24 protein-coding genes are annotated in these 24172 nt (G+C 69.6%); 7 read left to right on the top strand and 17 right to left on the bottom strand.

All coding sequences use genetic code 11. From position 1 onward, the window contains the following. Window positions 1-2 precede the first annotated feature (2 nt). From AC069X_RS16835 to AC069X_RS16780, 12 genes are all read right to left on the bottom strand, one after another. On the bottom strand, window positions 3-953 hold the full coding sequence (locus AC069X_RS16835; RefSeq protein ID WP_478729335.1) for an NAD-dependent epimerase/dehydratase family protein: 951 nt from the start codon (window positions 951-953) through the stop codon (window positions 3-5). An 82-nt stretch (window positions 954-1035) separates the two neighbouring features. Next, window positions 1036-1872 (bottom strand): phosphotransferase, encoded by an 837-nt coding sequence (locus AC069X_RS16830; protein WP_478729334.1) that lies wholly within the window; start codon window positions 1870-1872, stop codon window positions 1036-1038. Continuing rightward, window positions 1869-2525, bottom strand: coding sequence for a histidine phosphatase family protein (locus AC069X_RS16825; protein ID WP_478729333.1), 657 nt, complete (start codon window positions 2523-2525; stop codon window positions 1869-1871). Before AC069X_RS16825 ends, AC069X_RS16830 begins: the two co-directional genes overlap by 4 nt. After that, window positions 2522-3280 (bottom strand): phosphotransferase, encoded by a 759-nt coding sequence (locus AC069X_RS16820; protein ID WP_478729332.1) that lies wholly within the window; start codon window positions 3278-3280, stop codon window positions 2522-2524. The genes AC069X_RS16825 and AC069X_RS16820 overlap by 4 nt, the downstream gene beginning before the upstream one ends. Continuing rightward, window positions 3277-4122, bottom strand: coding sequence for a class I SAM-dependent methyltransferase (locus tag AC069X_RS16815; protein WP_478729331.1), 846 nt, complete (start codon window positions 4120-4122; stop codon window positions 3277-3279). The genes AC069X_RS16820 and AC069X_RS16815 overlap by 4 nt, the downstream gene beginning before the upstream one ends. Before the next feature lie 31 nt (window positions 4123-4153). Then, window positions 4154-4666, bottom strand: coding sequence for a P-loop NTPase family protein (locus tag AC069X_RS16810; RefSeq protein ID WP_478729330.1), 513 nt, complete (start codon window positions 4664-4666; stop codon window positions 4154-4156). A gap of 96 nt (window positions 4667-4762) precedes the next feature. Beyond that, on the bottom strand, window positions 4763-5827 hold the full coding sequence (locus AC069X_RS16805) for a glycosyltransferase family protein (protein WP_478729329.1): 1065 nt from the start codon (window positions 5825-5827) through the stop codon (window positions 4763-4765). Then, window positions 5812-7539 carry a carbamoyltransferase family protein gene (locus AC069X_RS16800; RefSeq protein ID WP_478729328.1) on the bottom strand — a complete coding sequence of 576 codons (1728 nt, stop codon included), beginning with the start codon at window positions 7537-7539 and terminating at the stop codon, window positions 5812-5814. The genes AC069X_RS16805 and AC069X_RS16800 overlap by 16 nt, the downstream gene beginning before the upstream one ends. Further along, entirely contained in the window at window positions 7539-8495 is a 957-nt protein-coding gene (locus AC069X_RS16795; RefSeq protein WP_478729327.1) for a thymidylate synthase, read from the bottom strand. The genes AC069X_RS16800 and AC069X_RS16795 overlap by 1 nt, the downstream gene beginning before the upstream one ends. After that, window positions 8492-10345, bottom strand: coding sequence for a hypothetical protein (locus tag AC069X_RS16790; RefSeq protein ID WP_478729326.1), 1854 nt, complete (start codon window positions 10343-10345; stop codon window positions 8492-8494). Before AC069X_RS16790 ends, AC069X_RS16795 begins: the two co-directional genes overlap by 4 nt. Next, entirely contained in the window at window positions 10342-11052 is a 711-nt protein-coding gene (locus AC069X_RS16785) for an HAD family hydrolase (RefSeq protein ID WP_478729325.1), read from the bottom strand. The genes AC069X_RS16790 and AC069X_RS16785 overlap by 4 nt, the downstream gene beginning before the upstream one ends. Window positions 11053-11088: 36 nt before the next feature. Beyond that, on the bottom strand, window positions 11089-11562 hold the full coding sequence (locus AC069X_RS16780) for an ATP-binding protein (RefSeq protein ID WP_478729324.1): 474 nt from the start codon (window positions 11560-11562) through the stop codon (window positions 11089-11091). A 672-nt stretch (window positions 11563-12234) separates the two neighbouring features. On the opposite strand from AC069X_RS16780, the gene AC069X_RS16775 reads away from it, so the two are divergent. The 4 genes from AC069X_RS16775 (at window position 12235) to AC069X_RS16760 (ending at window position 16451) form a co-directional block, all read left to right on the top strand. Beyond that, window positions 12235-13290 carry a Tat pathway signal protein gene (locus AC069X_RS16775; RefSeq protein WP_478729323.1) on the top strand — a complete coding sequence of 352 codons (1056 nt, stop codon included), beginning with the start codon at window positions 12235-12237 and terminating at the stop codon, window positions 13288-13290. A 75-nt stretch (window positions 13291-13365) separates the two neighbouring features. Beyond that, a complete protein-coding gene (locus AC069X_RS16770) occupies window positions 13366-13851 on the top strand; it encodes a TrmO family methyltransferase domain-containing protein (protein WP_478729322.1) in 486 nt (161 codons plus the stop codon). A 1017-nt stretch (window positions 13852-14868) separates the two neighbouring features. After that, the gene (locus AC069X_RS16765; protein WP_478729321.1) at window positions 14869-15066 is read left to right on the top strand and encodes a helix-turn-helix transcriptional regulator; all 198 of its coding nucleotides are present in this window, start codon (window positions 14869-14871) and stop codon (window positions 15064-15066) included. Continuing rightward, window positions 15057-16451 (top strand): tyrosine-type recombinase/integrase, encoded by a 1395-nt coding sequence (locus AC069X_RS16760; protein WP_478729320.1) that lies wholly within the window; start codon window positions 15057-15059, stop codon window positions 16449-16451. The genes AC069X_RS16765 and AC069X_RS16760 overlap by 10 nt, the downstream gene beginning before the upstream one ends. 161 nt (window positions 16452-16612) lie before the next feature. Here the strand turns inward: AC069X_RS16760 and exaC are convergent, their stop codons facing one another. Both exaC and AC069X_RS16750 read right to left on the bottom strand, forming a co-directional pair. Further along, window positions 16613-18136, bottom strand: coding sequence for an acetaldehyde dehydrogenase ExaC (gene exaC / locus AC069X_RS16755; RefSeq protein WP_478729319.1), 1524 nt, complete (start codon window positions 18134-18136; stop codon window positions 16613-16615). 56 nt (window positions 18137-18192) lie between these two features. Beyond that, a complete protein-coding gene (locus AC069X_RS16750) occupies window positions 18193-19479 on the bottom strand; it encodes a helix-turn-helix domain-containing protein (RefSeq protein WP_478729318.1) in 1287 nt (428 codons plus the stop codon). Window positions 19480-19744: 265 nt separating this feature from the next. Here AC069X_RS16750 and AC069X_RS16745 point away from each other — a divergent pair, with 265 nt between their 5' ends. Next, entirely contained in the window at window positions 19745-20314 is a 570-nt protein-coding gene (locus AC069X_RS16745; RefSeq protein ID WP_478729317.1) for an MOSC domain-containing protein, read from the top strand. Window positions 20315-20326: 12 nt separating this feature from the next. Continuing rightward, on the top strand, window positions 20327-20848 hold the full coding sequence (locus tag AC069X_RS16740; protein WP_478729316.1) for an SMI1/KNR4 family protein: 522 nt from the start codon (window positions 20327-20329) through the stop codon (window positions 20846-20848). Window positions 20849-20870: 22 nt separating this feature from the next. On the opposite strand, the gene AC069X_RS16735 is transcribed toward AC069X_RS16740, so the two are convergent. Together AC069X_RS16735 and AC069X_RS16730 are read right to left on the bottom strand one after the other, a co-directional pair. After that, window positions 20871-21329, bottom strand: coding sequence for an SAM-dependent methyltransferase (locus tag AC069X_RS16735; protein WP_478729315.1), 459 nt, complete (start codon window positions 21327-21329; stop codon window positions 20871-20873). A gap of 98 nt (window positions 21330-21427) precedes the next feature. Next, window positions 21428-22216, bottom strand: coding sequence for a hypothetical protein (locus AC069X_RS16730; protein ID WP_478729314.1), 789 nt, complete (start codon window positions 22214-22216; stop codon window positions 21428-21430). Window positions 22217-22350: 134 nt separating this feature from the next. On the opposite strand from AC069X_RS16730, the gene AC069X_RS16725 reads away from it, so the two are divergent. Beyond that, window positions 22351-23265: an oxygenase MpaB family protein gene (locus AC069X_RS16725; RefSeq protein WP_478729313.1), complete on the top strand. Its 915-nt coding sequence runs from the start codon at window positions 22351-22353 to the stop codon at window positions 23263-23265. A 72-nt stretch (window positions 23266-23337) separates the two neighbouring features. On the opposite strand, the gene AC069X_RS16720 is transcribed toward AC069X_RS16725, so the two are convergent. Continuing rightward, the gene (locus AC069X_RS16720) at window positions 23338-23946 is read right to left on the bottom strand and encodes a class I SAM-dependent methyltransferase (RefSeq protein ID WP_478729312.1); all 609 of its coding nucleotides are present in this window, start codon (window positions 23944-23946) and stop codon (window positions 23338-23340) included. Window positions 23947-24172 lie beyond the last annotated feature (226 nt).

Here is a 24172-nt window from a genome sequence, read left to right as displayed (position 1 = left end):
GGTTAGGCCGCGTGGCCATACAGGGTGGGCTCGGCTGCCAGCGCCTGCATCTGGGCGCGCATGCCGTTGTGGAGGTCGACCTGGGGCTGCCACCCCAGGACCTCTTGGGCGCGGCCAGGGTTGGCGCGGGTGGTGCGAACGTCGCCGCTGCGCGGGTTGTCCTGGTGAACCTGGACCTCGCGCCCGGCGAGGCTGTTGGCGATGTTGATCACTTCGAGTAGGGAGGCGCTCGAACCACCCCCCACGTTGAGTACCCCGTTGGCCGTCGAGACGGAGGATGCTGCGATGGTGGCTGCCACCGCGTCGTCGATATAAGTGAAGTCTCGGCGCTGGTGTCCGTCTCCGTACAGGCGCAGCGGCTGGCCAGTGAGAGCGGCTGTCAGGGCGCGGTGCGTGAACATGTCGGAGCGCTGCCGAGGGCCGTACACGGTGAAGTACCGCAGGGCGACGACGCTGGTGGGGCAGTGGGCCTGGGCGGAGTGCGCGAGGCAGAGCTGCTCCTCGGCCAGTTTCGTGACGGCGTACGGAGAAGTCGGCTGTGGCCGGTCGCTCTCGACGCTCGCGCCGCCGTCGGTGGAGCCGTAGACGCTGGATGAGGAGGCCACCACGAGCCGGGGCACGCCCATGCGGGTGACGGCGTCCATGACGCGGTGGGTGGCGAGGACGTTGGAGGCGAGGTAGTCGCCGAACTTCGTTCCCCAGGACGGGCGTACACCGGGGATGCCAGCCAGATGAAAGACGGCATTCGCGTCGACGAGAAGCGGCTCGATCGCGCAGTTGAGGAGGTCGGCAGTGACGTGTATGTACCCCGGAAGCCCGTGCAGTACGGCGAGGTTGGCTGCGGCAGTGGGGTCGATGCCGGGGTTGCGCCGGTCAACACCGACGACGACGGTGCCGGCCCGAACGAGGGCGTGCGCGAGGTGAGAGCCGATGAAGCCGGCAGTGCCGGTCACCACAGCTCGGCGTGGGACGGCGCTGGTCGGGTGAGACGGTTGCTGTGACAAGGAGAGCTCCAGGAGTGTGTTCCGGGGTGGTTCAGGCGAGCCGGGCCAGAACGGTGCGGCCGTGGGCGCTGAGGGCGAGGTCGTCTTGCTCGTGTCCCCGCACGAGGGCCGTGACTGCCTCGATGGCGCCGAAGGAATCCAGCAGTCGCTCTTCGGTGTCGTTCAGGGGCCTTCCGTATCCGGCGAAGAACGCCGTACGGAGGTTCGGTGCGGCCTGCCAGCGGCGGAACTCGAGCCGCGCGAAGTCGCGGATGCGCGCGTCGCGGCGCATGTGCTCGAAGTCGCACAGCCCGAAGGGTTCGCCGAGTAGCCAGTTCCGCGGCTGGTAGTCGAGGTGGCATACCGCGCTGTCCATGAGCGTGTTCGCCAGGAGGTTCGCGTTGTGGCTCAGACTGTCCCGTTCGACGGCGGAGATGAGGTCGGCCTGGTCCGCGCGAGAGATCCAATCGCGCAGCCGCTGGGCGAGTTCCGTGCCGACGGCACCGGTACGCGCTACCGAGGTGCCCTGGTGGAGCCTGCCCAGCGCACGTCCGGCCTCGTAGTGGGCCTGTTCCTCCTCGGGTGAACCGGGCGCGACCGTATCGGCCCGCACGCCCGGAACAGCCGTGAGCAGCAGGGTGTACGTCCTGTCCTGTCGGCCCACCACGCGGGGGACGCTGCCGAGCAGGTGGGATCCCCAGGCGCGGTAGGCATGTAACTCCCGCATGTAACGGGTGCGTTCCGTGTGCTGCTTGGCGAAGAACTCGTTGCCGTCGGCGTCGACCAGGTGCAGGACGCGGGGCGGGAGCGTCGGGTCGTACACGATCCGAACGGTTCCGAGTGCGCCCTGGGCCAGGTTCAGGCGCGGGTCGTCGAACTCGGCGATCACGAGGCAACCCCCTGGGCTAAGGCGGCCAGGTGCTCTGTGTCGTTGTGGCGGTCGAGCATCCACCGTCTCTGTCCGAGCCGGTTGAGGTGACGCTGCCAGCAGGTAAGGGACCCGTGGGAGACCGTGAACCCGGCCGGAGAGCCGAGCGGGATTCCCAGGAGGAGGGTGTGGGCGACGATCACCGTCTCGCCGTGTGCGGCGAACAGGACACGGTTCCCCTCGTGCTGGTCGATGAGTTCGCGGAGCAAACAGCCCGCCCGTTCCAGATAGCCGTTCCATGTGTCGGATCCAGCGGCCCATGGGATGTCCGGGTGAGCGTGCGGCCCGCCATCGGCGGCGGTCTTCACCTCGGTCCAGGGTCTGCCGTCGGCGGTCCCGTGTATCGGACCGTCGAGACGATGGTCGGTGACCACGGGGATCTGAAGGGCCTGGCTGATGATCTCGCCGGTCTGACGCAGGCGGATGCGCGGCCCGGCGTACAGTGCGTCGAACGGCTTGTTCAGGTGCTCGGTGACCAGGCGGCGCGCGGCTTGCTCGACCTGTGCGTATCCCCGGTCGGTCAGTCCGGTGCAGGTACGCGGGCCTCCGACCAAGCCGTCGAGGTTGCACTGGGCCTCGCCGTGACGGACGAAGACGAGTTCGGTGGTGATCATGCGGAACCTCGGGAGTAGGGTCGGGGCCAGTTGTAGCGGTAGCCGTTGCGCCCGACGTACGGAGCTGTCAGTACGGCGTGCAGGGCGAGGAAGTCGTCGAGCCGTTCGCGGCTGGTCGTGCCGAGCCGAGCGGCATGCCCCTTGGCGGCCTCGTTGTAGGCGTGAAGGGCGGAGTCGATGGCCGAGGCCGCGAGAGGCCCGTACGTCAGGACCAGCGTCGCGATCAGCTTCGCGAGGTCATACCCCATGGGTGCGAGCGTGAGGTCGTCGGTGTCGACGGTGTAGACGTCGCCGGCCTCGGTGATGATGAAGTTTCGGGGGTTACTGTCCTTGTAGAAGGCGGTCGGCCCCTCAGCGGTCTTTTCCAGCAACGTCAGCACCGCGTTGAGGGCACCTCGGTCCGCCAGGTACCCCTGCTCCAGCCTTCTTCGCAAAGCGGTCCGCCGGGGCCCGATGTAGTCGCCGAACGGGGTGCCGTCGCGAAAGCGGTGCGGCGTGTTGAGCGCGGCCGGCCGGAGGTCGGTGGTCCAGGCGGTACCGTGGGCGTCGCCCAGCAGCGCGGCGAGGGCCGGCAGATTCTCGGGCCTGGCCGGGCGGCCGTCGATCCGCTCGTACGTCAGGCTGGTCGGCCCGACCACCGTCAGTGCGGGCAGGCGCAGCGGTTGCACGTGCTGGGCGAGCCAGGAGTGATGGCGGGCTGCTGAGGCCACTCGGCCAGGCGTTTCGTAGTGCTTGGTGAAGTAGCTGGCTCTCACCCCATGCCTCCCCGTGACTGGGCAACGACGAAGGTGACGAGGGACTTGGTGGCGAGGGGCCGGTCCGGCAGGGACTCGTGCAGGGTCGCCGCCAACGCGCCCGGGTTGCCGTACAGGCCCGGGGCGAGGTCGTACTTCGGGTTGGTGGCCAGGTATTCCGCCACGTGGTCGTGCCCGTCGAAGGTGAAGCAGTGCTCCTCGTGGTCCACGGCGACTACGTCGAGCGACACTGCGGCCAGATCGACGAGGTTGCCGCTGTGCGCCGAGACGTACAGGCTCTCGTGCTGCTCGGCGAGCGGGTCGAGGCCCGCGGCAGCGACCAGCCGGTCCATCTCCCCGTAGCTGTCGAGCCCCTTCGTAACGAGGACGGCCAGCCCGCCGGGGGCGAGCGCCCGGTCGATCTCCGCGATCACCGTCTGCGGGTGTGCCGAGTGGTACAGGCAGAAGGCTGCGACGACGACATCGCAGGATCGGGCGGGCACGGGCAGATGGTGGAAGTCGCCCTGAAGGAAGCTCACCGGTAGGCCGGGCAACCGCCGGGCACGCTGCCGGGCCTGCTCGATCAGGGCCGGCGCGGCGTCGAGGCCGACGACGCGCTGCGGCCGCAGTTCCTGAGCGATGGTCAGGCTGCTCGTGCCGCGACCGCAGCCGAGGTCAAGGGCCAAGCCGAGGCGATCCGGTCGCTCGTGGTGATTGCGCACTAGTCCGACGATCACGTCCGGTACAGGACGCCCGGCGGTCTTTGCCCGCATCAGGGAGTTGGACCGGCCGGCCAGCCGCGAGGCTTGCCCGTACAGCTCCGCCTGCCGAGCGGGGTCCAGGAAGGGGTTGGTGCCGTTCATGCCGCGCCCTCCCCTCGGGGGCGCAAGGGGCTCAGCGGTGCTCGGCGGCGATCTTCCCCAGCCACTGGCGTGTCTGCCGTCGGTTGGACAGCAGCACCACGTCGGCACGGCCCGAGGCGAACTCCTCGATCTTCGCCATGACGCGTGGGCGCATCTTGCGGCGGTACGTCGCCACGTACTTGATCACGCCCCAGTGGATGCGGTTGTGTACACCGTTGCCCTTGTGCCCGGCTCCGTGCCGGATCTGCCGGGCGAAGATCCCGTACAGCGCGGCCATGGTCGAGACGTCCATCAGGACTACCGTGTCGCAGGCTTCGAGCCGGATCTGCAGCGTCGAGTTGTAGTTCCCGTCGATCACCCACTTCGGCTGCGTGACCAGCTCCCGCTGCAGGTCGCCGAATCTCTCCGTGGGCAGCGCGTTCCAAGCGTCGTCGTAGAACTCGGCGTCCAGGTGCGTGACCGGGGCGTCGAGAATCCTGCCCAGCTCGCGTGCCAGGTAGGACTTGCCGCTGCCTCCGCAGCCGACGATGGCGACCTTCTTCATGGTGCTCCAGCGTAGAGTCGTTCGGGCGTCCGGTCGGACCGGTTCCCCGGACACGTTCGGATGATCCGCACGCCTTGGTCTTGGTAGTCAGATGCATCACGCCGCTCCTCGGTCCACCGCGCCGGATCCGGCAGCAGAGTCGAGGACGGCTTCCAACGCGTCCACCTGTCGGCTCAGGCGGAACAGGTCCAGGCGATCCAGACAGGTCGCGATCAGGTCGGCGTGCTGCTGGGTGCCGGCGATTCGCTGGAGGTGGGTCAGCCGCTCGATCGCCGCACTGCCGGAGCTGACGACCAGCTCCTCGGGTACGAAGCGGTCGGCATGCAAGATGTCGGCAGGGGCGAGCGGCAGGCAGCCGGCGAGTACGGCCTCGAAGATCCGCTGTGTCATCTGCCCGACGGCGGCGTACCGCTCGGGCAGCATGAGCACCGTTGCCAGGGACCTGCTGTACACGCCATGGGCCGCCTCGAAAGGGATCCTGCCCAGGAACCGGACGTGCGGCCAGCGGCCGGTCGTCGTCCACTTGCCGCCGACCAGGTGATCGAAGCGGGCGGCAGCCGGCGCGAGGAAGCGGTCGAAGTGCTCGTCGCGGTCGTACTGGTTGCCGACGTACCCGAGGACGAGGTCCCTGGGCTGCTTGGCGAGCGCGAGCGGATCCGCCTCGGCGAGGAGGCGGTCGTCGACCGGAAAGAGCAGACGGTGGGCGCCCGGCGTCGGCTCGAGAGCGGCTTCGCACACGGCGGCACGGGGCGACCGCCGCCACGCGCTCTCCGGCCGGAGCTTGCGATCCTTGTCCCAGATCACGGTCGGTGTTCTCAGCCGCACGGTGTACCGGTTGACCAGCTCTGCTTGACGGTGCAGGTCGCAGGTGTGCCCCTTGGCGCCGCACGAAGTGGTGTTGCGCCCGTCGATCGCCCACCGCCACTCCAGGAAGAGGACGTCGATGTCCGGGCTGCCACTGTGGAAGGCGTAGGCGTCGCCCAGGCTGTCGCCGGCTTCGATCAGGTCCCGGTTGGCCTGCAGGAAGACGATCTCGTGACCGCGGCCAAGGAGGGCGTCGATCAGGGGGCGGCGGTGGCTGCGGCCCCCGTCCGGGGTGTCGGTAACCCCGTTGCCGAGGAATCCCCAGAAGCTGTAGCCGATCTTCACTTGGTGATCCACCGGCCTTCCAGAAGCAGGGCGTCCAGTCCGGAGTTGGCCAGGCAGTCGAGGGCCATCTCCGGTGTCCCGCAGATCGGCTTGCCCTTCACGTTGAGCGAGGTATTGATCAGCACCGGCACCCCGGTGCGGCGGGCGAAGGCGCTCAGCACGTCGTGCATGAACGGGTTCTGCGACCGGGTGACTGTCTGGAGGCGGGACGTACCGTTGGCGTGCACGATGGCCGGCACGTGCTCGCGGGCCTTGTCGGTCACGCCGGACGCCATCGACATGTACGGCGCCTCCTGGCCCAGGGTGAAGAACTCCGCGGCGCGCTCGGCCAGGACCATGGGGGCGAAGGGCCGGAAACCTTCCCGGAACTTCACGGTGGCGTTCAGCCGCTCGACGACCCCGGCCTTCAGCGGGGATGCGAGGATCGAGCGGTTTCCCAGGGCGCGGGGGCCGGCCTCGACACGGCCCTGGAAGAGCCCGACGATCGTGCCGTTGGCGAGCTGGTCGGCGAGGAACTCGGCGGTCTCGCTGCCCAGCATCTTCTGTCGGAGCTGGGGCCACGGCGCGAGGCTGGGGGACCGGTCTTGGTACGACGGGCCGAGGTAGCAGGCCCCGGCGATTCCGGACACGGGACGGCGGCTGCCTCTGTCGACGTGTACGGCGACGGCGGCCCCGATCGCGGTGCCGGCGTCGCCGGGCGCGGGTGGCACGAAGACCTCGTCGAAGATGCCGTCCTCGATGATCCGGCCGATGCTCACGCAGTTCGTGGCGACTCCACCGCCGAGGCACAGACGGCGGGATCCGGTGATCATCCGTGCCCGGTGGGCCAAGTGCAGCATCACCTGCTCGGTGCGCTCTTGGAGCGCTGCGGCCAGATCCCGGTGGGCGTCTTGAAGCGGTTCACTCGGGTGACGCTCGGGGCAGGTCTCGGAGATGAAGCGACGGGAGGTCCGCGGGTAGCCCGAGGCCAGCACGCGTGGCGGGAAGTATGCGGGGTCGACCAGGAACCCCGTGGGTGTGGTGCGCACAGCCCGGGTGAAGAGGTTCCGGAACCGCTGCGGGTCGCCTAGGGCCGCGAGCGCCATCACGGTGCCCTCCTCGTCTCCTCGGCGCCACCCGAGGTGCTCGGTGACCGCGCCGTACACGTACCCCAGGGAGGCGGGGTCCTTGATCGCCTCCAGGGTGCGGGTGGAGGGGTGGAGCGCGTCGTTCCCGCGGGCGATGGTCGTGGTTTGACGCTCGCCGAGGCTGTCGACGATGAGCACGGCGGACTCGTTCCACCCGGAGGCGGCGAAGGCCGCCAGCTGGTGTGCGCGGTGGTGCAAGACGGGGACGACGCGGGCGGAGGGGAACAGCCGGCTGAGTGCGCGAGTGCGGAGTTGCGTGCGCACCGCCACCTTGGCGAATCCGTGCGCCCTCGGCAGAGCCCGGTTTCGCGTCGTCGGCGACAACGCCAGACGCAGCGCGGTCGGGGACTCGGCGAGGTAGCGGGCGGGCTTGAAGTTGTAGGCGACCGCACCGACGTCGCCCGCTGCGAGGCCGGCCTCTCCCAGCAGCCATTCGATGGCGTGGTGCGGGTAGTCCTTGGTGTGCTTCCGCTGCGAGAGCCGTTCTTCCTCGACGAAGCCGATCAGCTTCCCATCCACCAGCAGGGCGGCGGACGAGTCGTGCGTATAGGAGCAGAGGCCGAGGACGACCGAGGGTGCGCGGTCGGTGGCGGCCATCACCGCCTCCCCGCCATCTCGTGCGAGGTCGTGATGCCGGAGCGGAGGTTCAGCTCGCCGTACCACGTGGTCAGTGCCCCGCCCAGTGGCCCGTCGATCTCGTCAGCCACCAGCGATGCCTGCTCGCGCAGGCCGTCCTTCCACAGGCGATAGCTGCGCAGCGTCTCCGCCGCGGTGTCCCAGCCCGGATGACCGGTGCCGTCTCCTGCCTCGACCTTCTCGAGGAGGCTGTCGAAGCCCAGCCATGGTGTGGTGAGATCCGGCATGACCGCGCTGGCGGTGACCGAGGTCAGCTCTTCGGCCTGGTCGAGGTGGTTCTCGTAGATGTGCAGAGATCCCACGTGGTGGTGGAACTCGCCCAGCTCGACGCCGAGCCAGCCCGCGACCAGTTCGTGGAGCACGGTGTAGAAGAACAGGTCGTACGGCATGCCGATCCACACGTCCTGGCCACGCATCGTGGTCGACATGTGGAGGCGGCCGGCGCGCAGATGGAACCGGAAGCCCAGGGTGCAGGGCACGTCTTTGTGCCCCGCCGCGTCCTGGGCCGGGTCGTAGAGCTGGATCAGGGCCCGGCGGGAGTCGGGATCCTCCTCGAGGATCTCGATGACACGGCTCAGCTGGTCGACCTTGCCCGCCCATTTCCGCATCCGCGGCCCGTACGCGCCCCGCAGGATCCCGTCATCGGCGTACTGGCGCAGGCGTGAGTTGAAGTCGAAGATCCACGGGGAGTCGGAACCGGAGAGATGCCATACGGTCTCCGCCACCGCGAACGCGGGGTTGATGATGCGGGCCGGCGGCGCGTACAGCAGGCGGGCCCGCGGCTGAGTCAGCCGCATGTGAACATCGAGGACCTCACGGGTCGCCATGCCGCGCGGGCTGACCTTGTCGCCGCTCTTGGCCAGCGCGACGGCGCCGACGAAGAGTTCGGCGACGCTGTCGGCGGTGAGATGTGTCATCGGGCGAGTCCTCCTTCGCCCCGAGGCAGCCCGTAACGGGTGCTGTGGGCATCGTGTCGGATCTGGTGGGCGTGCGGGACCTGTCCGTCGGCACGGTGGGTGATGATGCGTGCGACCTGGGCGGCGCTGTCGCCGCGCCACCGACACACGGCGTCCAGCGCCGCCCGGTCAGCAGGCGGATGCGGACCGCGCAGAGCGACGAGGGCGTGGGCGACCTCGTCGGCGGTACCGCACCGCTGCGCGAGGCCGTGGTCGGAGAGTCCGAGTGTGCGCTCGCCGGGCAAGCCGAGTTCGAGCACCGGAACCCCCACCAGCGCGGCTTCGATACCGCACGTCGAGTATGTGCTCGCCAGCGCGTCGGCACCGGCGAGACAGCCGCGAGCGCCGACCTGGGGGGAGGCCACGGCCACGAGCGGGCGACCGTCCCGTTCGAGCAGGGGGACGAAGACGTCGACGTTCTGAGCCGGGTGCGGTGCGATGACGAGGCCCCAGTCACCTCCGGCCTTCCACACACCGTCCAGGAGGAGATCGGCCTGGGCCTTGAGTCGGTCAGGTCCGAAGGGCTGGCAGGCCCACACCGCGATGCGGGCTGGGCTCCGTCGTGATCCGGGAGCCAGCAGATCTTCCAGGTAGCGCCGCTGGACGTCGCGGTCGAGGTCGGCGAGCGCGTCGAAGCGGGGCTGGCCCAGGAGGTGGACTTCGGCGTTAGGGTGGCGCACCCATGCCTGCGCGAGGGGAGCATCTCGCCCGCCCATGACCACAATGTCGCGGCTGTGCAGCGCGGGCCATGCGACCGACTCCGCCGTCCAGGCTCCGTGCTGGACGTGCACCGTGTTCGCGCCATGGCGCTCTGCCACATGTACGGCCAGTGCGCCAATCGGGCTGGTGTCGTTGCTGACGAGAACAGTGTGCGGTCGGGTAGCGGCGAGCACGCCCTCCAGCCACGTCTCCGCCTCGACCAAGGATCGCCACGAGGGCTGAGTGCACCCACCGCTCGTCTCCAGCGCTACGGACAGAAGGCGGAACAGCCGGGCCAGTTGAACCTCGTGCTCGTTCACCCGGACGATGCGTCCGTCGTCCGGCAGCCGCAAACCAGGCACGGCGCCAGAGAGCTGGAAGAGGCTGGTCGGTGGCGAGAAGAGGTTCACCCCCTCGCTTCCCCGGACCTGGCATCGCTCCGTTGGGTCGGTAGCCATGTCCACCACGAGGCTTGGGCGTCCGTCCTGGGCCAGCTGCTCCAGCACCGGCAGCAGGGTGGCCGCGTGACGAGAGGACCACGACAGCGCCATCACCTGGCTCAGCGGCGGCTCGGAGGCGCCCGGGCTCGGCACCGCGTCAGCCGCCGGAAGGTGAGGGAGCCTGCGTAACTGCGCGCAACGCAAAGGGTTATGGGAAGCTGCGGCTCCGAGTAGGTAGGCGATTCCCGACCAGGTGACGGTGTACGCCCGGTACTCGCGTGAGCTGTTCGGCCGCAGCCCAAGGAGGCCTTCGTACGGAGCAGGCTTCATCGGCCCGGGACTCTTCGCGAACGGCTCCCACGCGCTGAGCGCCGCCAGCTTGTGTACGACCTGCGCCACCAGGCGCCGCACCGGTACCTGCTGGACGTACAACCATCCCGCACCACCTGGCGTCCTGGCGAGGTCCGCGCCGTACATCTCGAGGGCCTCCATCACCTGGTCGACCCGTGCTGCCACTTCGCCCTGGTCGAAGGGCAGGCCCTCCAGTTCGGACGCGGTGATCCAGTCCGACATCATGCTCGTGAGAGCGGCCTCGTCAACCAGCGTCCACAAGGACTTGCCGTCCGATGCGGCCCGAGCGATGCCGAGGGCGCGGCGACTGGGCGGCGTCATAGCAGGTTTCCTTCGAGGAGCGGGCCGGTCTCCAGGAGTCGCAGCAGGTCCGTCGGAGAATTGGCCACGGCGGGGGCCGGGGCACTCGGGGTGCCGTAGCCCCAACCCGCGTGCACGTACGCGACGCCGGCACGCCGGGCTGCTTCCTGATCGACGGCCATGTCCCCGACGAACAGCGCATCTGCCGGGTCTGCGCCGAGGTCGATCAGGGCGAGCAGGATCGGGTCCGGGGCCGGCTTGCCCCGCCCGACACCGTTGGGCGTGCGCACCGTGGCGAATGGGACACCGAGCTGGGCCAGGAGGGGGGCGGCTCGGTCCAACGGCTTGGACGTCACGATTCCCAGCCGCCAGTCGGCAGCGGCGAAGGCATGAAGCACCTCCGGGACGCCGTCGAACTGCCGAGAGAGGTGAGAGGCGGCCGTCGAGGCGTTCGCGTACGTCGTGTGGATCGAGCACGCCAGGTCGACGAGCCCGAGCTGTTCCATGATGTCGGGGAAGGGCCGGCCCAGGTGCCGCTCGTAGTCCTCGAACGGTACGTCGAGGCTGTGATCTTCACGGACCTGTTGCCACGCGCTCGCCATGACCGGGCGGGTGTCGATGAGCACTCCATCCAGGTCAAGCAGGAGTACGCGGACGACGTCGGTGTCGCAGTCCGGCCGCCTTCGGCCGTGGATTGGCGTAGGTGGGGGTGTACGTCGGGATGGCATTGAGAGGTCTCCGAGGGGGAGTCAGGATGCGAAGCGCTACCCAGGGCGCTTCACGAGGGCGATCACCCGTTTGCCGCGCCCGTCTTCCTTGGGGCAGGTGGTCCAGGCCTCGGATGTGGCCGACACGAGGCACAAGCCGCGTCCGCTCGTCGCGAGGAGCGAGGGGTTCTGAGCCACGGGGAGCTCAGGGGAGTTGTCCTCCACCTCGATCCGCACGGTGCTGGCTTGCAGGGCGATCGTCAGCGTGATCTCGTCGACGTGATCACTGGTGAGTCTGGAAGTAGGTCGTTCTCCTGCCAGCGGTGCTTGGCCGTGCCGCTCGGCGTTGGTCGTGAGCTCGCTGACGATCAGCACAGCACGGTCCATGAGGTCTTCCAGTCCCCATGCCGTCAGCGCCTTCCGGGTGAAGGCACGGGCCTTGCCCGGAGCCCTGTCGTTGGCCACGAGCGTCAGGCGCTCCTGGTGTTCCGGGGCGTTGAATGCGCTGCCCAAGCCTTCAATGCGTTCCATGCCGGCCTTCTCACAACTCGCGCTGAGGCCCACGGAGGACTCGAGCGGTGGTTTGTCGGAGGGGTCGAGATAGCGGAGGTGTTGCACGCGAACGGTCACGGGCGGGGGCCGAGCGGTTGCCTGTCTGACGTAGGAGCCAGAAGCGGGCCTGTCGCCTGAGGTGGTCCAGGGAGCGGTGCCCGTGCTGTGGCTGGTCTTCACCTGTTTCCCCCCGGGCCTCGGCAGTTGGTGGTTTCGTTGACCACGAGCGAACCGCGAATCAGATCGCAGCGGTATCTCCGAGTGGCTGCCGGGGCCGTCAAACCCGTCAAAGATCGTTTTGGTGAACCGAGGTAGACGATGGCGCACGAGCGGAACGTGAAGCTGGCCGCCGCGATCGCGGAAACAGGCTGGTCGCAACCAAAGGTTGCGGCTGCCTTCGTGAGGGTCGCTGCCGAGGTCGGAGCGCGGGAGCTGCTGACCATCAGTCGCTCGCACATCGCCATGTGGGTGGCAGGGACGCAACCGTCTGGCAGGGCGCGCCTAGTCTTGTGCGAGACGTTATCCCGGCGGCTTCAACGCCCCGTCACCCCGGCTGAGATCGGGATTTTGCCGTCGGATACGGGCACGGTCCCGGCATCCGAGTGGAACGTCGATACTCTGACTGCGCTGGTAGACCTTGGGAGAAGCGACGTGGATCTCGAACGCCGCCAACTGCTGGCCGGCGCTGCCTATTCGGTAGGCGGCTTGGTTCTGCCTGGACAGCAGTGGTGGGACGATGCTGCGCAGCTGGCGAAGTCTCGCCCGGCTGCGACGAGTCGCAGGATCGGGGCCCCAGAAGTCAGCGCCGTACGGGAGATGACCGAGTTCTTCTCTCGGCGGGATCAGCGCCACGGTGGCATGGACGGTCGTACGGCTCTCTACCAGTACCTCGTCGACGACGTTGCCAGGTATGTCGGCGGGGTGTTCACCAGTGACGACGTCCGTCGTGCACTTCTTGCCGCCGCCTCGGAGGCGGTGTATGTCGCCGGTTGGATGAGCTTCGACGCCTCCCGCCACGAGACCGCGCGGCGGTACTTCACGCTCGCCCTCAAGCTTGCGGCGGAGGCCGACGACGCTCCGCTCGCCGGCCACATTCTCCGGGCGATGGCTCACCAGGCAACGGATCTCGGTCATCCGAAGCCCGCCGTCGAACTCGCCACGGCTTCTGTCGAACGTAAGCGGTACACCCTGGCAACGCCTCGTGAACGCGCGCTGCTTGGTGTGGTGCAGGCGCGGAGCCTCGCGGCCGACGGGCAGAAGCGGGCGGCGATCGCAGCGCTCCTGCGGGCTGAGGATGACCTCGCTGCGGCGGATGCCGGTGATGAAGACCCGAGTCGGGTGTGGTTCTTCCAACGGGCTTCCCTGGCTCACGAGACTGCCCGCACCTTGTGGACTCTCGGGGATCTCGACGGAGCGCTGAGAGAGTTCAACAACAGCGTGTTGACCAGGAAGGCCGACGCCTTCAGTCGGACTCATGCGGTGACGTTGGGCTACATGGGCAGCGTGCAGGCCCGCCAGGGAAACGTGGAGGCCGCCTGCCACACGTGGGCGCGGGCGCTGGATGCGATGGAAGGCGTTCAGTCGGGGAGGGCGCGAGACGCCGCCGTGAACATGCGCCGGGTGCTGTCGCCCTTCCGTAATCGGGGAATCGGTGTGGCGGCGGAGATCGACGAGCGCGCGAAGGCCGTACTCGAACGAGTAGCCTGACGACGCCATGGTGGTGGGGGCGGGCACACTGTGCGACCGCCCTTTGCCGCACTGCGAGCGGAGCAGGGGGAACGCATGTCCACGAAGTCCATCGAGGTGCCGGTGATCGCCGAGGTGGTCGGAGGCCACAAGGGGAGGCTCGACGACTTCAAGGGCGGTGTCGAGTCGATCATCCGACTGCGCCCGGAGTATCCGGAGGAGACACTGCAGGGGATCGAGGAGTTCTCCCACCTCCAGGTCACCTGGTTCTTCAACTTCGGGTCTCCTGACGATGTCGCCCTTCACGCGCGCAGTCCTCGGGACAACCCCGCGTGGCCGGCGACGGGTACCTTCGTGCACCACAACCACCGCCGCCCGGCCCGGCTCGCGACCTCGTTCCCACGGCTGCTCCGCGTTGACGGACGAGACCTGTACGTCACCGATCTCGATGCCGATGAGGGGACCCAGGTGGTGGACTTGGTGGCGGTCTTCAAGGAGTTTTTGCCGCGGGGCACGGTCACGCAGCCTGCATGGCCTGGCGAGATGCTGCAGGACTACTGGGGGGACGCCGGCGAGCGCTGACTCAGTGACGGTTGCCGACGCTGTATGAGGTTGGGCATGCAGGTCCTGCGAGCTCAAAGGCCTGTAGCGGACCAGGGGGCAGGTAGGGGCCTTCCGTTGGAGTGCAGGGGGATCTCGTCGACGCCAAGGCCAAGGCCCAGCCACATCGGTCCGGCTCTGCATGCGCGAGGTAGCACCCGTCGGCGCGCGGTTCTGGCAGAGCTCGTGGTGCGTCGGGTGTCGGCGCCTGCGCTGCCACTGACCCGTCGAATTGACTCAGCGCGTTCGTGAGCGGGGCCGGATCGCTCACGGCAGACAGGAAGTCTTCCGCCAGGACTGGAATACGTCGCAGGAGCATGTGAACCTACAACATCCCTGGTCAGACAGCTGACCGGGGATGACTGTGCTCCAGGCCCGACCCCAGTGTCCCAGGAGGGAAACTGTCCAAGAACCTGCTTCGCTCGATCCGTCACACCGCTTCCGGCACCTTCGCGCTCGGTTCGCCAAACGGCGCCACAACTGAGATTCATGGAGGCCGAGGGGCCGATGTCACCGAGCTCTGCCTGTGCGTGTGCGCCGGCGGTCTCTTCGGCGAGGGCCGACTTCAGCATGAACCGCGCGGCGACCGGCGTGTCCTCGCATACCTGGCCACTCAACCCATGACCTCCGTGGTGGGCGAGGCCTTGGGGTCTCCCCACGCAGGGTCGAAGCAAGCCTGGAAAGCCTCGTAGCCGACGGCATCGTGGTGCACGCCGTCCCGATGCAACGGTCCGCACGTACAGCCTTTCCGGCTGATCCGCTGCTAGCGGCAGCGCGCAATATAGCGGGCGATCCCCGGTTTCCGAAACCGGGGATTGTCCGGACCATTGCCTTCGTTCGCATGTCGCTGTGCTTGGCGGTGGAGCGACGCGAACGCAACAGTCCATTTGCTGCGCGGGTTGGAAAGCAACCACAGAATGACCACGCGGTCGTTCGTGCCTATTGCCTGTCCTGTCTTATTCGTGCGGCCGTGTCGTGTGTTCACGCGAGGAGAAAGAAATGGCTCGGCCGCCCGCCTTGAAACTTACGGAGGTCCTAACGGAGATCCGTATGAGTCCGTCGGCGTTCTACCGCATGCGTGCGAGGGGGCAAGCACCCCAGATGATCAAACTGCCCAATGGTGAACTCAGGTGTCGTCGTTCCGATCTGGACGCCTGGTGGGAGGCTTGCGAGAAGGATTCTGACACTTGGCGCTGAGTTACAACGTCCGCTTCTGGGAAATACGCGAGCGTGCGGGACGGCGTAAGCCGTTTATGGTGCGTTGGACGGTTAGTGGGCTCGAAAAGTCAGAGTCGTTCATGACCTCCGGTCTCGCCGACAGCAGACGCTCTAAGCTGATGACGGCGGCACGGGACGGTGAACCATTTGACGAGCATACGGGGCTTCCGGCATCCGAGTTGCGGGCGCTGAAGCAGAGAACGACATGGTACGACCTGGCCCACGAATACATTGACGATCGATGGGAGCGCACGCCGGGCAACACGCGTCGCACCCTTGCTGATGCGTTTGCCACCATCACCCCCGCGTTGGTTCGCCCAGGTGCAACGTACGCGGAGCCGCGTGTCTTGCGACGGGCTCTGTACTCGTGGGCCTTCAACAAGAAGGCCTGGGAGCAAGAGCCTGCCGATGACTGGCAGCAAGCACTCGACTGGATCAAGCGCAATTCCCTCCCCGTCGGTGCCCTGACGGAGGCGGACGTCTTGCGGCGAGCACTGGACGCGCTGTGTCGCAAGCTTGATGGCAAACCGGCTTCGGCGAAGACCGCGCGGCGTAAGAGGGCAGCACTCAGCGAGGCGTTGAACACGGCAGTGGAGAAAGGATACTTCGCGGACAACCCCCTGAATGGTCTCAGGTGGAACCCTCCGGCTGTCAATGACGAGGTGGACCCGGCCGCCGTGCCCAATCCCCTCCAGGTGGCAAGGCTGCTGTCCGCAGTTGGGCAGCAGCGGGGCCGCGGCCCCCACTTGGAGGCGTTCTTCGGCTGCATGTATTACGCCGCCATGCGGCCGGCGGAGGTGATTCACCTCCGCGTCGAGCAATGCCACCTGCCCAAGACGGGATGGGGGTTGCTCAACCTGTCCGGCGGTGTCGTTGCTGCGGGCAAGGGCTGGACGGACGACGGCGAGGTGTACGAGGTGCATTCCCTTAAGCGCCGTGCTGCTACGGCGACGCGCCCTGTACCCATCCCGCCCCAATTCGTGAGCATGCTTCGCGCGCACATTGACCGTTTCGGCGTAGCTCCGGATGGGCGGCTGTTCCGCAACCAGGCGGGCAACTACGTAGAGGCCGGGGCCTACGGCATCACTTGGTCGAAGGCGAGGAAGTACGTCCTGACCCGGACGGAGCTCGCCACGGGTTTGGCCAAGCGGCCGTACGACCTTCGGCACGCCGGGATCTCGTTCTGGCTGCACTCCGGGGTAGACCCTGCCGAGTGTGCGCGGCGGGCGGGCCACACCATCCATGTCCTGTTCAAGCACTACGCCAAGTTCCTGGACGGCGTTCAGGAGCAGGCCAACCGCCTCATCGAGCAGTCGATGGAGGAGTGGAACCGCGTCAGTCAGGGCGCTGGGCCTACGAGGTGAAACGCGGTTTGGTCCGTGACTGGTCCGGAAGCGCTGGTCAGAAGCGGGATAGGAGTGGGAGAAACTGGGAGGAACAGAGTAAATCGATTCTCGCTTTGAGCGAGTCGAGCCGAAGGCGCCTGCCGGGCAAAAGCCCAGGTCAGGCGCCTTTTCTCGTGCCTCTAGAAGAAGCCGAGCTTCTTCGGGGAGTAGCTGACCAGCAGGTTCTTCGTCTGCTGGTAGTGCTCCAGCATCATCTTGTGGGTCTCTCGGCCGATGCCCGACTGCTTGTAGCCGCCGAAGGCGGCGTGGGCCGGGTAGGCGTGGTAGCAGTTCGTCCAGACCCGGCCCGCCTGGATGGCGCGGCCCGCGCGGTACGCCGTGTTGATGTCGCGGCTCCAGACGCCCGCGCCCAAGCCGTAGGCCGTGTCGTTGGCGATGCGGATCGCGTCGTCGAAGTCCTGGAAGGAGGTCACCGACACCACCGGGCCGAAGATCTCCTCCTGGAAGATCCGCATCCGGTTGTCGCCCTCGAAGATGGTCGGCTCCACGTAGAAGCCGCCCGCCAGCTCCCCGCCGTGCTCGATGCGGCCGCCGCCCGTGAGGATCTTCGCGCCCTCCTGCTGGCCGATCTCCACGTACGAGAGGATCTTCCGCAGCTGCTCCTCCGAGGCCTGGGCGCCGATCATCGTGTCCGTGTCCAGCGGGTGCCCCGGGACGATGCGTTCCGTACGGGCCACCGCCGCGTCCAGGAAGTCCCCGTAGCGGCCGCGTTCGATCAGCGCGCGCGACGGGCTCGTGCACACCTCGCCCTGGTTCAGGGCGAACATCGTGAAGCCCTCCAGGGCCTTGTCGCGCAGGTCGTCGTCCGTCGCCCAGATGTCGTCGAAGAAGAGGTTCGGGCTCTTGCCGCCCAGTTCGAGGGTGACCGGCTTCAGGTGCTCCGCCGCGTACTGCATGATCAGGCGGCCCGTCGAGGTCTCCCCGGTGAAGGCCACCTTCGCCACGCGCGGGCTCGACGCCAGCGGCTTGCCGGCCTCCTCGCCGAAGCCGTTGACGATGTTGACGACGCCCGGCGGCAGCAGGTCGGACACCAGGCTCAGCCAGTAGTGCACGGACGCCGGGGTCTGTTCCGCCGGCTTGAGGACCACGGTGTTGCCCGCCGCCAGCGCCGGGGCCAGCTTCCACACGGCCATCAGGATCGGGAAGTTCCACGGGATGATCTGGGCCACCACGCCCAGCGGTTCGTGGAAGTGGTAGGCCACCGTGTCGTCGTCGAGCTGGCTGAGCGCGCCCTCCTGGGCGCGCAGCGCACCCGCGAAGTAGCGGAACTGGTCGATGGCGAGCGGAAGGTCGGCCGCGAGGGTCTCGCGCACCGGCTTGCCGTTCTCCCAGGTCTCCGCGACCGCCAGCGCCTCCAGGTTCTGCTCCATGCGGTCCGCGATGCGCAGCAGGATCGTGGACCGCTCCGCGACCGACGTACGGCCCCACGCGGGCGCCGCCGCGTGCGCGGCGTCCAGGGCCCGCTCCACGTCCTCCGCCGTACCGCGTGCGACCTCGGTGAAGGGCAGGCCGGTGACGGGGGAGGGGTTCTCGAAATACCGGCCGCGGGCGGGCTCGACGTACTCGCCGCCGATGAAGTGCCCGTAGCGGGACTCGTACGACATCAGCGCGCCCTCGGTGCCGGGTGCGGCGTAACGGGCCATGGGTGTCCTCCCCTTGCCGGGCGCCGGCCGCCGTCGGCCCGCGCTCGAGGGGGACGCTAGGGGCGCGCAGGTTGCGGGTACGTTGCACGCCCCGCGCCGAGTTCCTCGTCGAGGGAGCGTACGCGGGCCAGCGCGGCCGGCCGGCCCTGCGGCGGCAGCGCCTCGGCCAGCGCCCGCCACACCACCGGGTCCTCCGCACCCCACGGGCTGCACACCCAGTCCGCCAGCAGCCCCGCGTCCGCCCGGGCGACGACCGCCGCCCGCGCCTGGTCCTCGATCCGCCGCCGGAGCCGCACGATGCCCGGGGCGCAGGAGGACGGCAACAGCGGCCCCGGGTACCGGGTGAGCGCGGCCGACACGGCTCCCGCCGCCAAGTGCCGGGTCACGGCGGTGAAATCGGCCTCCAGCGGGGCGGCGGTGCGGTACGGGCGGGAGAGCAGGTTCCCGGCGCCGAGCAGGGCCCGCAGCCGGGACACCTCCGCCCGCAGCGTCACCGCCGCGACCGACTCGTCCTCGTACAGGGCGAAGGCCAGTTCCTCCCCGGACAGCCCCTCGGGGTGGTGCGCGAGCAGCGCCATGATCTCGCTGTGCCGCCGCCCCAGCGGGATCCGGCGGCCGCCGAGCACCAGCAGCGCCTCGTCCCGGCCGAGCGCGGTGAGGGTGTCGCGGGGGGCGGGCGGCTCCGGGGCCAGCAGCGCCAGCTGGGCCTCCGCGGCCCGCGCCACGGCCTGGACGAAGGCCAGCGAATGGGGGTGGGCCAGCCCGTCGCCGCCGGTGATGTCCACCGCCCCGAGCACTTGCCCGGTGCGCGGGTCCCGCACCGGCGCCGCCGCGCACGTCCAGGGGTGCACCAGGCGGCTGAAGTGCTCGGCGCCGAAGACCTGTACGGGCTCCCCGACGGCGACCGCCGTGCCGGGCGCGTTCGTCCCCATCGCCGATTCCGCCCAGCGCGTGCCCGGTACGAAGCCGAGCCGCTCGGCCCGCCGGAGGGTGGCCGTCTCCCCCTCGACCCAGAGCAGTTCGCCCCGCGCGTCGCACACCGCCAGCAGGTGCGCCCCGTGGGCCGCGAACGCCCCCACCAGGTCCCGGAAGAGCGGCATCACCGGGGCCAGCGGATGCTGCTCGCGGTACGCCGGCAGCTCCGCCTCCGCCCGGGCCCGCCGGGGCGCGCACTCCGGGCTGACCCGCGCCCGCGCGCACCGCCGCCAGGACTTCGCGATCACCGCCCGCACCGGCGGCTCGACCCGCCCCTCGCGGGTGAAGGCCTCGTGCGCCCGCCGCATGACGCGGGTGCGCTCGACGGGATCGGCCCCGCCCGGCAGCGCCAACGACGGATCGCCCATGTCACCCTCCCGAAGGCCGTGGAGCCGCGGTACGCGGAGCGCCCCCATCGTCATGCGGCTCCCGTACCCCGGCAAGGGCCGCGTCGGCCAGTCCGCGTCGGCCGGTCCGCGTCGGCCGGTTCGCGTCGGCCGGTTCGCGTCGGTCCGCGTCGGAACCAGGCGGCCGGCGGCCGGGCCGGGAACGATCAGCCGTCGCGCCGCGTTGACCATGGCGGAAGCACGTGCACGGCCGCCGTGGGCGGCAGGGGGGACGGACGAGGCCATCATGAACACCACCGGGCACAGCACGGGGGACGTCGCACACGTCGCGGCGGTCAGCAGCAACGCCGCATACGCGTTCACGAAGCCGAACCGGGAGAGCATCACGCTCCTCGCCGGGCTCGGCGTCGAGGGCGACGTCCACGCCGGAGTCACGGTCAAGCACCGTTCACGGGTGGCGCAGGACCCGAGCCGGCCCAATCTGCGGCAGGTCCACCTGATCCACCGGGAGCTGTTCGACGAGGTGGCCGAGGCCGGCTTCAGCGTCGCCCCGGGCCAGCTCGGGGAGAACGTGACCACCGAGGGCATAGACCTGCTCGCCCTGCCGACGGGCACACTGCTGCGCATGGGCGAGGAGGCGGTGGTGGAGGTGACGGGCCTGCGCAATCCGTGTCCGCAGATCAACGCCTTCCAGGACGGCCTGCTCAAGCAGGTCGTCGGCCGGGACGAGGAGGGCCGGGTGATCCGCAAGGCCGGGATCATGGGCGTGGTCCGCCGGGGTGGCCGCGTCCGCCCCGGCGACACCATCACGACCACCCTCCCGCCGCTGCCGCACGTCCCGCTCGAACGGGTCTGAGGGGGCCGGGCGATGGCGACGCTGCGGCAGATCACGGCCCTGCTGGGGGAGCCCGGTTTCAACTGGTCGGATCCGGCTCCGTGGAGCGAGCTGGAGCGCGAGCTGGGTGTCGGGTTCCCGGCGGACTTCCGCGAGATCGTGGACGCCTACGGTTCGGTGATCGTCAACGACCAGCTGTACCTGTCCCACCCCGCCAGCCACCTCCTGCACGACATGGGGCGGGCCATCCGGGGAGACCTCGAACTCTGGCGCGACGAGGACATGGCGGAGTACCTGCCGAGCCCGGTCGGGCCGCGGCCCGGGGAGCTGATACCCGTGGCGACGGCCACCACGGGCGAAGCGGTCTTCCTGCGCGTACCCGACGGCCCCTCGTCGCGCTGGCGCGTCGTGGTCCAGGAGTTCGACAGCCCTGCCTGGACCCTGTACGAGATGACGTTCGGGGAGTGGCTGCTGTCCTACCTCAAGGGCGGGGACGTGACGTTGTGCGCGCGCGACCGCGCGCCCGACGGCCCGTTCTGGGCGTTCCTGCCCTGAGGACGGCCACCTCGGACAACCCCTAGTAGTAGTCCCGCATCAGGGCCGTCGCCCACTCCGGCTGGCGGGTCTCGCCGCGGGGGCCGAATTCCTCCATGTACGGCTTGAGGTCGAGCACGGGGGTGCCGTCCACCGCGTCCAGGCCCTCCACGTGCACGTCCAGGCCGTCCACCTTCAGCACCCGGCACCGCGAGAGGCCGATGCGGTTGGGCCGGTTCTTGCCGCGTTGGGCGAAGATCCCGACCAGCGGCCAGTCCCGGTTGCCCCGGGGGTGCCGGGCGCCCGTCTCGATCTTCTCCGCGGGCACCCGGTCGAAGTGGTAGACCACCTCGACGTGGGAGAAGTCCTCCAGGCCGTAGAGGGCTTCCGGGCCGAAACGGCCGGCGTCCAGCCGGATCACCGCCCGCTCCCGTCCCCAGTCGTCGTCGACGACCTCCGCCCGGCCGCCCACGACCACGCCCACCGGTTCCGACTCCACCATCACGTTCCCCCGTCCTTCGCTTCCTGTGTGCTGTGTCCGTGTTGCGTGTTGCGTGTTCCCTGGTGTGTGTTGCGTGTTCCGCGGTGTGGTGCGGGTGGTCAGGCCGGCCGTGCCGCCACGCCGTCCAGTGCCGCCAGCAGGCCCGCCAGCTCCGGCAGGCCGCCCACCGGCGTGCCGGGGACGGCCAGGACACCGCCCGGTTCCTCGTCCAGCAGGACGAACGCAGGGCCGCCGGTCCGGGCCACCAGCGACCAGCCGGGCCCGTCGGCCCGGAGGGTCCGCACGCCCTCGCCCGCGAAGGCCGACCGGACCCGCCCCGGCGGCGGTGCGTCGCGCGTGTACCCGTCGGCCTCCCGCAGGGCCCGCGCGAGCCCGGGGTGCGCGGCCGCGGCCGCCCCGCCGTCCTCGGCGACGCGCCCGCTCCACTGCGCCCAATCCCGGGCGATCTGGTCCGCGCCCAGGCGCCGCTGCACCGGCCCCCACACCTCCGCCGAGGGCGGCGCCAGCGGCACCCGCCCCGTGCCGTCCGCGCCCTGCTCGGGGTCGTGCGGCTCCGGAATGCCCGCCGTCGACACCGTCAGCTCCAGCGGCCAGCCCGCCAGCGAGACCACGATCGTGTGCTCGTCGGGCGAGAGGTCGTACTCCATGCCGCAGTCCCAGGAGGCGATGGCGGAGGCCACCAGCGAGACGTCGTCCACGACGACCGTCCAGCGCGCGCCCTCCTCGTCCTGTCCCAGCACCAGCCCGTACCCGTCGGCGACCGGCGGCACCCCCAGCAGCGCGCAGGCCTCCGGGAAATCGTCGCCGAGCACCGCCGGGAACCGGGTGGGGGTCAGCAGTGCGGCCGTCAGCACGTACAGCGAGCCCCCGTCCTCCTCATCGGACACGTGGCCTCCCGATCGCGTTCTCGTCGGCGCACCTTAACCAGCGGGTAACTCGCACGTCGAGACCCGGCGGGGGCCGATTTCCAAGCCCGCTACCTGCACGTAGAGTTGGGGACCCGCCACAGAAAGGGAGACCGGTGCAGCGTTACGACCGGCTGAGGGAGATCCTCCGGCTCGACCCCGACAAGGACTTCCTGGCCATCTACCGGCTCACCGCCACCTACGAGTTCCCCTGGGACTTCACCCGTGCCCTGGAGCTCGCCCTCTTCAGGACCTACGCCGTCCCCTCCATCGGCGCCCTGCTCGCCGAGACCGCCGAGTTCACCGACCGGGCGCAGAAGCGCTACGACGACACCGCGCTGCTCCTCGACGCGGTCGTGGAGCACGGCTTCGAGAGCGACACGGCGCGCACGGCGATCCGCCGCGTCAACCAGATGCACCGCAGCTACGACATCTCCGACGACGACATGCGGTACGTCCTGTGCACGTTCGTGGTGATTCCGGCCCGCTGGCTGGACGACTACGGCTGGCGCCCGCTGACCCACCACGAGCGCCGGGCCTGCGCCAACTACTACGCCACCCTCGGCCGGCACATGGGCATCACGGACATCCCGGGCTCCTACGAGGAGTTCGAGACCACCCTGAACGCCTACGAGGAAGCCCACTTCGGCTGGGACGAGGGCGGCCGCCAGGTCGCCGACTCCACCCTCGCCCTGATGGCCTCCTGGTACCCGGCGCCGCTCGCCCCCGCCGTGCGCGGCGCGAGCCTCGCCCTGCTCGACGAGCCGCTCCTGAACGCCTTCCGGTACGCGGCCCCGCGCCCCGGCGTCCGGCGGCTGGTCCGGGGAGCCCTGCGGCTGCGCGGCCGCGCGGTACGGCTGCTGCCGCCGCGCTCGGCCCCCCACTACGCCCGGCAGAACCCGGAGATCAAGGGCTACCCCGACGGCTACGACGTCGGCGAACTCGGCACCTTCCCCGTGCCCGGTACGGGGGGCTGCCCGGTGCCGCACCCGCGCCGCCCGGCCGGAGCCGAGGCCCAGCCTCCCGCGTAGCCCCCGGGCCCGGGCGGGTGCGGGCGCGCGGGCCGACGTACGAAAGGTTCTCCGCGGGGTCGGGCGGCGCCCTCAGGCTCCGCGCACGGCCAGGACCAGGAAGCGGGCGTCCTCGTCGGCGTACGAGGTCATCCGCCAGCCGGAGCCGGACAGGAGCGGGCCGAGGTTGTGCTCGGCCCGCAGGTCGTCCGGGGTCAGCTCGCGGCCGTGGCGCGCGGCGAGGGCGGCTCGCCCGATCGGGTGAAAGAGCGCGAGCCGCCCGCCCGGGCGGACCACGCGGGCGAGCTCGCGCAGGTTCGCGGCCGGATCGGGCAGGTGGGCGATCAGCCCGGCGGCGAAGACGGCGTCCAGCACCCCGTCGCGCAGCGGCAGCCGGGCCACGTCGGCGCGGAGCAGCGTCCCCTCCCGGTCCCGCCCGGCCTCCTGCGCGGCGGCCAGCATCTCCTCGGTCAGGTCCACGCCGAGCACGGTTCCGGCCGGCCCGACGGCCGCGCGCAGCGGGACGAGCGCGCGGCCGGTCCCGCACCCCGCGTCGAGCACCCGGTCGCCGGGCCCGATGCCGAACTCCGCCACGGCGGTCGCGAAGGCGGGCGCGTCCTCGGGGAACTTCCCGTCCCAGGCGGCTGCGCGCGCCCCGAAGAACTCCTGCACCTGTGCGCGGTCTTCGTTCATACGGCTCATAGGGCTCATAGGGCTCATGCGCCCATGATCCCGCACCGTGCGGTCCGTGCGACCGTGCGGTCGGTCCGTGAGACCCGCGCGGTCTGGGCGGTCTGTGGGGTCTGCGCTGTCTGAGCGGTCCGTGCTCTCCGTGCGCAAGGTGGCACGTGGCGTGATCGGAGATGAACGTATCTCTGTCATATTCCAGCAGTTACAGCGTCTTTCGAAATGCGCCCCTTGTTCGCGC

It is taken from the genome of Streptomyces sp. NPDC043896 (assembly GCF_056435605.1).
Note: the sequence above shows the minus strand (reverse complement) of the source record. Positions and strands in the feature narration are given on the sequence as shown.